At 68.9% G+C, this 11,859-nt stretch carries 10 protein-coding genes and 1 pseudogene; 7 read left to right on the top strand and 4 right to left on the bottom strand.

The genetic code is table 11. The features are described from left to right. The 3 genes and pseudogenes from VM780_RS08230 to VM780_RS08220 all read right to left on the bottom strand — a co-directional run. Positions 1–143 (bottom strand): annotated as a pseudogene (locus VM780_RS08230) (sulfate adenylyltransferase small subunit); the annotation flags it as partial. Positions 144–264: 121 nt separating this feature from the next. Beyond that, positions 265–1,389, bottom strand: a complete 1,125-nt coding sequence (aroB, locus tag VM780_RS08225) for a 3-dehydroquinate synthase (RefSeq protein WP_325446789.1) — start codon at positions 1,387–1,389, stop codon at positions 265–267. Further along, a complete protein-coding gene (locus VM780_RS08220) occupies positions 1,386–2,030 on the bottom strand; it encodes a shikimate kinase (protein WP_325446788.1) in 645 nt (214 codons plus the stop codon). Before VM780_RS08220 ends, aroB begins: the two co-directional genes overlap by 4 nt. 144 nt (positions 2,031–2,174) lie before the next feature. Between VM780_RS08220 and VM780_RS08215 the strand changes: the two genes are divergently transcribed. The 4 genes from VM780_RS08215 (at position 2,175) to VM780_RS08200 (ending at position 5,918) form a co-directional block, all read left to right on the top strand. Further along, complete coding sequence (locus VM780_RS08215; RefSeq protein WP_325446787.1) at positions 2,175–2,396, top strand: hypothetical protein; 222 nt, start codon at positions 2,175–2,177, stop codon at positions 2,394–2,396. Then, complete coding sequence (locus VM780_RS08210) at positions 2,393–3,334, top strand: tyrosine recombinase (RefSeq protein WP_325446786.1); 942 nt, start codon at positions 2,393–2,395, stop codon at positions 3,332–3,334. The genes VM780_RS08215 and VM780_RS08210 overlap by 4 nt, the downstream gene beginning before the upstream one ends. Positions 3,335–3,436: 102 nt before the next feature. Beyond that, entirely contained in the window at positions 3,437–4,390 is a 954-nt protein-coding gene (locus VM780_RS08205) for an acetyl-CoA carboxylase carboxyltransferase subunit alpha (protein WP_325446785.1), read from the top strand. Between the two features lie 97 nt (positions 4,391–4,487). Next, a complete protein-coding gene (locus VM780_RS08200; protein ID WP_325446784.1) occupies positions 4,488–5,918 on the top strand; it encodes a L,D-transpeptidase family protein in 1,431 nt (476 codons plus the stop codon). A gap of 203 nt (positions 5,919–6,121) precedes the next feature. On the opposite strand, the gene secA is transcribed toward VM780_RS08200, so the two are convergent. After that, positions 6,122–8,848 (bottom strand): preprotein translocase subunit SecA, encoded by a 2,727-nt coding sequence (secA, locus tag VM780_RS08195; RefSeq protein ID WP_325446783.1) that lies wholly within the window; start codon positions 8,846–8,848, stop codon positions 6,122–6,124. A 219-nt stretch (positions 8,849–9,067) separates the two neighbouring features. Here secA and VM780_RS08190 point away from each other — a divergent pair, with 219 nt between their 5' ends. From VM780_RS08190 to VM780_RS08180, 3 genes are all read left to right on the top strand, one after another. Beyond that, positions 9,068–10,021 (top strand): peptidylprolyl isomerase, encoded by a 954-nt coding sequence (locus tag VM780_RS08190; RefSeq protein ID WP_325446782.1) that lies wholly within the window; start codon positions 9,068–9,070, stop codon positions 10,019–10,021. Between the two features lie 160 nt (positions 10,022–10,181). After that, positions 10,182–11,414, top strand: coding sequence for a bifunctional glutamate N-acetyltransferase/amino-acid acetyltransferase ArgJ (gene argJ / locus VM780_RS08185; protein WP_325446781.1), 1,233 nt, complete (start codon positions 10,182–10,184; stop codon positions 11,412–11,414). 25 nt (positions 11,415–11,439) lie between these two features. Continuing rightward, a complete protein-coding gene (locus VM780_RS08180; protein ID WP_325446780.1) occupies positions 11,440–11,859 on the top strand; it encodes a (deoxy)nucleoside triphosphate pyrophosphohydrolase in 420 nt (139 codons plus the stop codon).

Here is an 11,859-nt window from a genome sequence, read left to right as displayed (position 1 = left end):
ATCGCAAGATGAAGCATCACCGAGGAGTCCTTGCCGATCGAATACAACATCACAGGATTGCGAAACTCAGCCGCAACCTCCCGAATGATGTGAACCGACTCCGCCTCCAAAGCACGCAAATGAGACGATAAACGTGATGGCATGACAGACCATGAAAATACGACGCAGAAACGTGTTATGCGTCTGAGCTACATTTCAAATCTGATAAACTCTGCGGGCCGGCGCCGCAAGCCGACCGGCGCCTGAGCTCAGGCGCGGCCGGAGTCAGCCGAGCTCACGCTCCAGGAACGCCATGGCGGCGGCTGCGTCCACGTCGCGGGCGACGAAGCTCCGCCCGATGCCGCGCGCCAGGATGAAGGTGAGCCGGCCGCGCTCGACCTTCTTGTCCTGCAGCATATGCGCGAACAGCGCTTCGGGGCCTCCGACGCCGCCCGGGATGGCGCGGGGGTGCGTCGGCAAGCCGACGGCCGCCAGATGGCGCTCGACCCGCGCGGCGTCCTCGGCGGGCGCCAGCCCGAGTTCGGCGGAGAAGCGGAACGCCATCGCCATGCCGATCGCGACGCCTTCGCCGTGGATCAGCCGCCTGCCGTCATAGGCGACCTCGGCCTCGAGCGCATGGCCGAAGGTGTGGCCGAGATTGAGCAGCGCACGGTCGCCATGCTCGTGCTCGTCGCGCGCCACGACGGCGGCCTTCGCCCGGCAGCTTGTCGCGATCGCGCGGGTGCGGGCGGGCCCGCCGGAGAAGATCTCCTCATGGCTGGCTTCGAGCCAGCCGAAGAAGGCGGGATCGTCGATCAGCCCGTATTTGACGAGCTCCGCGTAGCCGGCGCGGAACTCGCGCGGCGGCAGCGTGTCGAGCGCGCTGGTGTCGGCGAGCACGAGGCTCGGCTGGTGGAAGGCGCCGATCAGATTCTTGCCGCGCGGCGAGTTGATCCCGGTCTTGCCGCCCACCGAGCTGTCCACCTGGGCGAGCAGTGAGGTCGGCGCCTGAACGCATCGCACGCCGCGCCTCAGGATCGCGGCCGCAAAGCCCGCGAGGTCGCCGACCACGCCGCCGCCAAGCGCCAGCACGAGGTCGCCGCGCTCGATGCGGGCCGCGAGCAGGCTGTCCACGACGAGGCCGAGCGTCCCGAAGGACTTCGACGTCTCGCCCGCAGGCACGGCCACGGTCTCGACCCTGAGGCCGGCGGCCCGGAGCGACTCGACGACGCGGGGCAGGTGCAGCGCGGCGACGTTCTGGTCGGTCACCACCGCGACGGTCTGGGCGCCCAGGGCGGCCACGCTGTCGCCGGTCCGATCGAGCAGCGCCGGGCCGATCAGGATATCGTAGGAACGTTCGCCGAGCGCGACGCGGACGCGCTCATGCTCCCCCGCCTCGATAGCGGTCATGCGTGGTTCTCCAGGTCGGCTCCGGCTGCGAGCCGGGCGTGCAGCGCTTCGATCAGGTCGGCCACGACCTGATCATGCGGGGCGTCGCGCGAAAGGACGGTCAGGGCCGCGAGCGCATAGACCGGATAGCGCGTCTCGACGAGCGCGCGCAGCGTCGCCTCCGGGTCGCCGGACACGAGCAGCGGCCGGTTGTTGCGCTTGCGGACGCGCCGCAGCAGGACGTCGATCTCGGCCTTGAGCCAGACCGACAGCCCGGCCTCGTCGATTCGCTCCCGGGTCTCGGCGTTCATCCAGGCGCCGCCGCCGGTCGCGAGCACCTGGGGCCCCTGGGTGAGCAGGCTTGCGATCACCCGGGCTTCCCCGGCGCGGAAATAGGGTTCGCCGTGCTTCTCGAAGAGTTCGGGGATCGTCATCCCGGCCCTGGCCTCGATCTCCGCGTCGGCGTCGACGAAGGGCAAATCGAGCGTCTGGGCGAGCCGGCGCCCGATCGAGGTCTTGCCGGCGCCCATCATGCCGATCAGGACGATGGAGCGGCGGCCGAGGCCCGAGCGCACCGCGGCCGCATGCTGGGCCGCGGCGGTAGCTCCGTCCTCCTGGCCGCCAGGGGCGCGGCGGTCATCGAGATGTGGCGTCGCCGTCATGGCTTGCGGCAAAAACTCCTGTTCGGCGCGGCGCAACCTATTCCTAAAGCCTCCCGCGGTACAAATGTCGATGGTTGCGGCGGGCCTCGTCCCGTGGTGACGTTCTTGGGGGCGCGCGGCCAGGCCGCAAAACGAGGGTGGCGCATGCCGAGCCTCATCCGGTTCCTGACCGTGCTTTGCGTCGCCGGGGCGCTTGGCTTCGGCGCGGTGTACGCGCTCGCGACCTTCGTCACGCCGCGCACGCGCGAGATGGTCGTCACGATTCCGGCGACTCGCCTCCGGGCGCCGGCTCCGGAGGCGGCCGTCGCACACCCGAAGACCGCCGGGACGGAGGCCGCCGCCGCGGAGGCGTCGGTGACCCCATGACGGGGCGGGCCGCCGCGCGTCACGTAGAAGCCTTTCTGGAAATGGCGAGCGCCGAGCGGGGCGCGGCGCTCAACACGCTCCAGGCCTATCGACGGGACCTCGACGACTATGTGGCGTTTCTCGCCGCCCGCGGCGTCGGGCCGGACGCGGCTGGCCCGGAGGATGTCCGCGCCCATGTCGCGGACCTCGCCGCGCGCGGCTTCAAGGCCTCGTCGGCCGCCCGCAAGCTCTCTGCGGTCCGCCAGTTCCACAAGTTTCTCTATTCCGACGCGATCCGGAACGACGACCCGACCGCGGCCGTCGACAGCCCGCGCCGCGGCCGCGCCTTGCCCAAAACACTTTCCACCGCGGACATCGAGGCGCTGATCGCCGCCGCGGCCGACGCCGGTCCCGAGCCGACGCCGCGGGCGCGGCTCTCTTCCGCGCGGCTCGTGTGCCTGCTGGAGATCGCCTATTCGACCGGGCTGCGCGTCTCGGAGCTCGTCAGCCTGCCGCGATCGGCCGCCCGGGCCGACGCCGCGGTGATCGCCGTGAAGGGCAAGGGCGGACGCGAACGGCTCGTGCCCCTGACGCCGCTCGCCAAAAAGGCGATGACGGCCTATCTGGCGGCCCTTTCGGCCGCCGGGGGGGCCGCCGCCGGTCCGTGGCTGTTTCCGGGCGGCGGGGAGGAGGGGCGTCTGAGCCGGCAGGTTTTCGCGCGGGAGCTCAAGGCCGCGGCGCTGCGCGCCGGGTTGCCGGCCGACAAGGTCAGCCCGCACGTCCTCCGCCACGCCTTCGCGAGCCATCTCGTGCAGAACGGCGCCGACCTCAGGGCCGTGCAGCAGATGCTGGGCCACGCCGACATCGCGACCACCCAGATCTACACCCACGTGCTCGACGAGCGCGCGGCCGGCATGGTCCGCGACCTGCATCCGCTCGGCGACGAGCCGTCGTCCTAAAGTCGGTCGCCGAGTTGACTTTGCGGGCTGCGGCCCTCAAACGTGCCGGCGCTCCGCAGGACCACCGCCACCTTCCGGCGTCGACGGCGCGGAGCCCCGGTCATGAAAAGCTACCTTGATTTCGAGAAGCCGGTCGCGGAGTTGCAGGCGAAGATCGCTGAGCTCAGGGCGCTCGGCGAGAATGGCGACGGCGTTGCGATCGAGGACGACGTCCGCAGGCTGGAGGCGAAGTCCGACCAGGCGCTGAAGGAGCTCTACGCCAATCTGACGCCCTGGCAGAAGACGCTCGTGGCGCGCCACCCCAACCGGCCGCATTTCGTCGACTTCGTGAACGCGCTGATCGAGGACTTCACGCCGCTCGCAGGCGACCGCCTCTACGGCGAGGATGAGGCGATCGTCGGCGGCCCGGGCCGCTTCCGGGGCGAGGCCGTCATGGTGATCGGCCAGGAGAAGGGCGCCGACACCGAGACGCGCCTGAAGCACAATTTCGGAATGGCGAAGCCCGAGGGCTACCGAAAGGCGGTTCGCCTGATGGAGATGGCCGACCGCTTCGCCTTGCCGGTGATCGCGCTTGTCGACACCGCCGGCGCCTTCCCGGGCGTCGAGGCCGAGCAGCGCGGCCAGGCGGAGGCGATCGCGCGCTCCACCGAGGCCTGCCTCAACCTGACCGTTCCGAACGTCGCGGTGGTGATCGGGGAGGGCGGTTCCGGCGGGGCGATCGCGCTCGCCACCGCCAATACGGTGCTGATGCTCGAGCACGCGGTCTACAGCGTGATCTCGCCGGAAGGCGCCGCCTCGATCCTGTGGCGCGACGCCGGCAAGGCGCAGGAAGCCGCGACCAACATGAAGATCACTTCGGCCGATCTCATGCGGCTCGGCGTCGTGGACGGCGTCATCGCCGAGCCGCTCGGCGGCGCGCACCGGGACGCGAGCGCCGCGATCCAGGCGACCGGCGACGCCGTCGCGCGGGCGCTGGAGCGGTTCCAGGGGCTGCCGCCGGAGGAGATCCGGGCGGATCGGCGGCGCAAATTCCTCGCGATCGGACGCAACCTCTAGGGCCGAAGGTCCTCTCCGGCGTCTTGCGGTAACCGGCAGGTAAGGGTATCGATCTTAGCTGTCGGGGTCGTCGCTCAGACGGTTCGGGAGGCTTTACATGTCGGCAGCACGCCTTGCGCTAGCCGCGGCGTCGCTCGCAGTGGCGGTTTCTCTTGCCGGATGCAAGAGCGAACAGGCCACCACCGCCCGCAGCATCCAGCCCTTGTCTCCTCAGCTGGTGTCGCTGATGACCGAGAAGGGCATGAGCCCGCGCGACCCGATTCTGCTCCGGATCTACAAGGAAGAGGCCAAGGCCGAAATCTGGAAGAAGCGCCGCTCCGACGGCCGCTACGCGCTGCTGAAGACTTACGACATTTGCCGCTTCTCCGGGAAGCTCGGCCCGAAGATCAAGGAAGGCGACAAGCAGGCGCCGGAGGGGTTCTATTCGGTCGGCCCCGCGCAGCTGAATCCGCGCTCGAACTACTACCTGTCCTTCAACATCGGCTATCCCAACGCCTATGACCGCGCGCTCGGCCGCACCGGCACCCATGTGATGATGCATGGCGATTGCCTCTCGGCCGGCTGCTACGCGATGACCGACGCCCAGATCGCTGAGATCTACACGATGGCCCGCGAGGCCTTTGCGGGCGGCCAGAAGGCGTTCCAGGTCCAGGCGCTGCCGTTCCGCATGACCGCGCAGAACATGGCGCGCCGCCGGACGGACCCGAACATGGCGTTCTGGAAAAATCTGAAGCAGGGCTCCGACAATTTCGAGGTCACCCGGCTCGAGCCCAAGGTCGACGCCTGCGGCAAGAAATACGTCTTCAACGCGACGCCTTCCGCGCTCTCGACCTTCGAGCCGAGCGCGAAGTGCCCGAGCTATCAGGTGCAGCCGGAGATCGCGCGCGCAGTGGCGGCCAAGGAGAAGGCCGACAACATCCTGATCGCGCAGCTCAGCAAGGAGATTCCGCCGGCGCCCGAATATGTCGCGCAGAACGGCCGCATGCGCCGCTCGCTCGATGAGCCGCTGGTCCAGGTCGCGTCGGCCGCGCCGGTGGCGCAGTCCTACGCCGCGGTCGAGCCAGAGCTTGCCTCGATCGCTCCGGTCAAGACTGCTCCTGCGCCGATGCCTCCGTCGGCGCCGGTGGCGCTCAACACCGCCGTCGCGACGGACGGCCCGCAGCCCTCCACCGTGAAGGGCGGCGGTTTCTTCGCCGGGATGTTCCGCGGTCAGCCGGAGCCTCAGACGACGGCGACTGTCGCCGCGCCCGTCCAGGTCGCAGGAACGGAGCCGCGCAAGGTGGCGACGGACCAGACGCCCGTCATGGCGTCCTCTATCGGCCCTGCTCCTGCGTCCAAGCCGTCCGCCGGCATCGGCGGCTGGCTGAAGGGCGTCCTGGGACGCAGCGAGGCCCCCGAGGCGCAGCCGGTCGCGGTTGCGCCCTCGCCGGATCCTGTGACGCCGAAGACACGTCCGCGATCGGCTGAGGCGACGACGTCCCCGAAGGCCAATCCCCGCGTCGCGACGGCTTTCGCCGACTACCGCTGACGCCGCCGGATCGCGCTGCGGCAGGCGGCCCGATCCCCGGAACCTCTGACAATACAGGTGAGGTAAGCGTCGCCGTGTCCGATGCGCGCGGCGGCGCGCTCACGGCCGGGCGCTGGCGACGCGGCGCCGGATCGCGCGCTGCTGGTGAGCCCGCGATCTCGATTCGACGAGAAAGGATCGGCGGTCGGCTGACGGCCGACCGCTTAGGCCAGCCGGCCGTGGCAGTGCTTGTATTTCTTGCCCGAGCCGCAGGGGCAGGCCGCGTTGCGCGGGGTGCGATCCCAAGTGGTCTGATCGTTGGGATCGACCTCCTGCGGCAGCCAGCCGGCCGCGGCTGCGGCTGTGGCGGGCGGCGCTTCCGCGAAGGCGAATTCGTTCTCGCCGGTGAGCGGATCGACGTGCACGGCCTGCATGTCCGAGAGCCCCTCGTCGGCGAGCGGCGGCGGAGTCTGGACAAGCTCGACGCGCATCAACTGCGCGGTCACGGCCTCCCGCAGCCGCGCCAGCATGGCCTGGAAGAGCTCGAAGGCCTCGGACTTGTATTCGTTGAGCGGGTCGCGCTGCGCGTAGCCGCGCAGGCCGATCACCTGCCGCAGGTGATCGAGCGTCGCGAGATGCTCGCGCCACAGATGATCGAGCGTCTGCAGCAGCACCGCCTTCTCGATCTGGGTGGCGACCTCCGGGCCGAACCGGGCCGTGCGCTCCTCCGCCGCCTCGTCGGCGGCCTTGGTCAGACGGGCCCGGATCTCCTCGTCCGCGATCCCTTCTTCGGCCGTCCAGGCGACGACCGGAAGATCGAGGTTCAGGATGTCCCGCACCTCCTGCTCAAGGCCCGCGGAATCCCACTGCTCCGGATAGGCGTTCTCCGGGATGTGGCGGGCCACGATGTCCTCGATGACGTCGTGACGCATCTCGGCGATCGAGCTCGCGATCGACTCCGCCTGCAGGAACTCCAGACGCTGCTCGAACACCGCTTTGCGCTGGTCGTTCATCACGTTGTCGAACTTCAGCAGGTTCTTGCGGATGTCGAAGTTGCGCGCCTCGACCTTCTTCTGCGCCTTTTCGAGCGCCTTGTTCACCCACGGGTGAACGATCGCCTCGCCCTCTTCGATGCCGAGCTTCTGCAGCATGCCGTCGATGCGCTCGGAGCCGAAGATGCGCATCAGGTCGTCCTGCAGCGACAGGAAGAAGTGCGACCGGCCGGGGTCGCCCTGACGCCCGGAGCGGCCGCGCAGCTGGTTGTCGATGCGCCGGCTCTCGTGCCGCTCGGTGCCCACGACGAAGAGGCCGCCGGCGTTCTTGGCGATCTCCTTCTTGACCGCGATCTCGGCCTTGATCTCCTCGATCCGCCGCTCGCGCTCCTCGGGATCGTCGACGCCCGCAAGCTCGCGCTCGATGCGCATCTCGAGATTGCCGCCGAGCTGGATGTCGGTGCCGCGGCCCGCCATGTTGGTCGCGATCGTCACCGCGCCCGGCACGCCGGCGTCAGCGACGATGTGCGCCTCCTGCTCGTGGTAGCGGGCGTTCAGCACCTGGTGCGGGATTTTGGCGCGGGTGAGCGCCTCGGACAGCTGCTCGGACTTTTCGATCGAGGTGGTGCCCACGAGGATCGGCTGCTGACGCTCGCGGCAATCGCGGATCAGCTCGATGATCGCGGTCTCCTTCTCGGCGGCGGTCCGGTAGACCTCGTCATGATCGTCGATGCGCGCGACCGGGAGGTTGGTCGGAATCTCGACCACTTCGAGCCCGTAGATGTCGAGCAGCTCCTCGGCCTCGGTCAGGGCCGTGCCGGTCATGCCCGACAGCTTGTAGTACATCCGGAAGTAGTTCTGGAACGTGATCGAGGCCAGCGTCTGGTTCTCGGGCTGGATCTTGACCCGCTCCTTGGCCTCGAGCGCCTGGTGCAGCCCCTCGGAATAGCGCCGCCCCGGCATCATGCGGCCGGTGAACTCGTCGATGATGACCACCTCGTCGCCGCGGACGATGTAGTCCTTGTCCTTCTGGAACAGCTTGTGGGCGCGCAGCGCCTGATTGACGTGGTGGACGACGGTGACGTTCTCGACGTCGTAGAGGTTGTCGCCCTTCAGCAGGCCTGCCTCTTCGAGCATCCGCTCGATATGCTCGTTGCCCGCCTCGGTCAGGGTCGCGGTGCGCTGCTTCTCGTCGACCTCGTAGTCCTCGGCGACGAGCCGCGGCACGAACGCGTCCACCGCCACATAGAGTTCGGAACGATCCTCCATCGGACCGGAAATGATGAGCGGCGTGCGCGCCTCGTCCACCAGGATCGAGTCGACCTCGTCGACGATCGCGTAGGCATGGCCACGCTGGACCATCGCGCGCACGTCGTACTTCATGTTGTCGCGCAGATAGTCGAAGCCGAGCTCGTTGTTGGTCGCGTAGGTGACGTCGCAGGCGTAGGCCTCGCGGCGCTGGTCGTCGTCGAGGCCGTGGACGATGACGCCGACCGACAGGCCGAGGAAGCCATGCACGCGGCCCATCCAGCCGCTGTCGCGCTGGGCCAGATAGTCGTTGACGGTGACGACGTGCACGCCCTTGCCGGCGAGCGCGTTCAGATAGGTGGGCAGCGTGGCGACCAGCGTCTTGCCCTCGCCGGTCTTCATCTCGGCGATGCGGCCTTCATGCAGCGTGATGCCGCCCATCAGCTGCACGTCGAAATGGCGCTGGCCGAGCACCCGCTTCGCGGCCTCGCGGACCACGGCGAATGCGGGAACCAGAAGGTCGTCGAGAGTCTTGCCGTTCGCGAGCTGCTCGCGGAACTCCGACGTCTTGGCGCGCAGCTGCTCGTCAGTCAGAGCCGAAATCTCGGGCTCGAGCGCGTTGATCTCGGCTACGCGTGACCTCATGGCCTTGATGCGCCGCTCGTTGGATGAGCCGAACAGGCGTCGGGCGAGACCGCCGAACATGGGCAAATTCCTCGATGGACGCGGACCTCAGGGCGCGAAAGGCGCCGGCTCCGGTCGGGTCCGGAGCCCGCTAGTCACCCCGAAATCTGTTCTTTTTCGAGGCGATGATCACGCGGCGTAGACCAGCGACCGAGATAAGAGGGGGCCGGAGGGTTGTCAATGCGGGGCCTTTCCGACACATTCCCGCGCCGTCGGGGCGCGAAGACGCCAAAACGGATGGTGTTCATGACATTTTCTGCACTGTGGAGCCGGCGCGGACACGCGCTTGGAGCGGCGCTCGCCCTCACGCTGGCGGCGGCCTCTCCGGCTTTGTGCCAAACGCCTCCCGCCCCGGCCGCGGCCGACGCCAAGGAGGCACCCAAACAGGATCCGTCCACGGTGCTCGCCAAGGTCGACGGCGAGGAGATCACGGCCGGCGACGTCGCCGTGGCGAGCGAGGATCTCGAGCAGTCGATGTCCTCGATGACGGAGCCGCAGCGCAGGGACTACGCGCTGAACTACCTCATCGACCTCAAGCTCGCCGCCCGCGCCGCCGAGAAGGACAAGCTGGGCGACAGCGACGAGTTCAAGAAGCGGCTCGCCTATCTCAAGGACCGCGCTTTGATGGAGGAACTGCTCCAGCGCGAGGCCAAGGCCGCTGTCACCGACGAACGGCTGCATAAACTATATGATGAGACGGCGAAGAACCTGAAGCCGGAAGAAGAGGTCCACGCCCGCCACATCCTGGTGAAGACCGAGGATGAGGCGAAGAAGGTCGAGGAGCGGCTCGCCAAGGGCGAGGACTTCGCGAAGGTGGCGAACGAGGTTTCGATCGATCCGGGTTCGGCGAAGCAGGGCGGCGACCTCGGCTTCTTCGCCCGCGGCCAGATGGTGCCGGCGTTCGAGGAGACCGCTTTCAAGCTTGAGCCGGGCAAGGTCTCGGACCCGGTCAAGACCCAGTTCGGCTATCACGTCATCAAGGTCGACGAGAAGCGCACCCGCCCGATCCCGCCGTTCGAGCAGGTCCGGCCGCAGATCGAGAATTACGTGGTGCGAACCGCGCAGCAGGACCTCGTGCTGAAGCTGCGCAACGACGCCAATGTCGAGCGCACCGACGCCGGCAAGCCGCTGGCGCCGCCGGTTCCGCTTCCGGGCGCCGATGGCGCGGAGGCCGCTCCGCAGCCCGACGCGCCGAAGTAAGCGCCGGTCCGGCCGGCAGGCTGCGAGCGGCAAGCTTCGCGTCCCGGCCCCGCCAGGGGCCGGCTGAGGCGGCGCCCGAAGACGCCGCCGTCTTCCTGTCTCTCGGCGCGATCTCGATCGGGGTCGAATGCGAGCGCCGAGCCAAAGCAACGGACTTTCCATGTCCTCCGCAGTCTCGCCGCTTGCGCCGAAATCCCTGCCGAGCCTGCCCGGCGTCGCCGGCGTGAAGCTCGCGACGGCGGAGGCCGGCATCCGTTACGCCGGCCGGACGGACGTGCTCCTCGCAAGCTTTGCGCCCGGAACCGCGGTCGCAGGCGTGTTCACCAAATCGCGCTGCCCCTCTGCGCCCGTCGAATGGTGCCGAGAGCGGCTCGGCGGCGGACGCATCCGCGCCCTTGTCGTCAACTCCGGCAACGCCAACGCCTTCACGGGCGCGAACGGCCGCGCGGCCACGAAGCTCACCGCCGAGCTCGCGGCCAAAGCGCTCGGCTGCTCCGAGGACGAGATCTTCCTCGCCTCGACCGGAGTGATTGGCGAGCCGCTCGACGCGACCAAGTTCGGCGCGGTGATGGGCAGTCTCGTGGCGCGCGGCGAGGAGGGCGCCTGGGAGGCGGCGGCGCGCGCAATCATGACCACCGACACCTTCCCGAAGCTCGCGACCCGCACCGCCGAGATTGGCGGCCGCACGGTCACGATCAACGGCATCGCCAAGGGCGCAGGCATGATCGCGCCCGACATGGCGACGATGCTGGCCTTCGTGGCGACTGATGCGGCGATCGCGCCCGACGCGCTGCAGGCGATTCTGGCCGGGGCGGCGGAGCGCTCGTTCAACTGCGTCACCGTGGACGGCGACACTTCGACCTCCGACACCCTGCTCGCCTTTGCGACCGGCGCCGCAGGGCACCCGGAGATCTCCGACCCGAGCGACCCGGCGCTCACGGGATTTGCGGCGGCGTTCGAGAGCCTGCTGGTCGAACTCGCGCAGTTCGTCGCCCGCGACGGCGAAGGCGCGCGCAAATTCGTCACCGTCGAGGTGGCGGGCGCCGAGAGCGACGCTTCGGCGCGCAAGATCGCGCTTTCGATCGCGAACTCGCCGCTGGTCAAGACCGCGATCGCCGGCGAGGACGCCAATTGGGGCCGGGTGGTCATGGCCGTGGGCAAGGCCGGCGAGCCGGCCGACCGAGACCTGCTCTCGATCCGCTTCGGCGACCTCCGGGTGGCGCATCGCGGGGCGCGCGACCCGGATTACGATGAAGCGACGGCTTCCGCCTATATGAAGCGCGAGGAGATCGTGATCGGCGTCGACCTCGGCCTCGGACAGGGCAAGGCCCGTGTTTGGACCTGCGACCTGACCGAAGGCTACATCTCCATCAACGCCGACTACCGCTCGTGAAGCCGAGTTTCGTCCGGGGCGGGTCGTGACCGGCGCCACCGGCGCTCCCCGGCTAGTTCTCGTTGTCGCCTGTGCGCTCGTCGACGCGGACGGGCGGGTGCTGATCACCCAGCGGCCAGAGGGCAAGGCGCTCGCCGGCCTCTGGGAATTTCCCGGGGGCAAGCTCGAGCCCGGCGAGCGGCCCGAACAGGCCCTCATCCGCGAGCTGGCTGAAGAACTCGGCGTCACGGTCAAGGAGCCGTGCCTGGCGCCGCTGACCTTCGCAAGCCACGCCTACGAGACGTTTCACCTGCTGATGCCGCTCTATGTCTGCCGCCGCTGGGACGGGGTGGTGCAGGGCCTCGAGGGGCAGGCGACGCGCTGGGCGCGGCCGGAGCGGCTGCGCGATTATCCGATGCCGCCGGCCGACGAGCCGTTGATCGCGCACCTCATCGACCTGCTCTGA

The sequence above is a fragment of the Hansschlegelia sp. genome, assembly GCF_035538955.1.
Taxonomy (GTDB): domain Bacteria; phylum Pseudomonadota; class Alphaproteobacteria; order Rhizobiales; family Methylopilaceae; genus Methylopila.
Note: the sequence above shows the minus strand (reverse complement) of the source record. Positions and strands in the feature narration are given on the sequence as shown.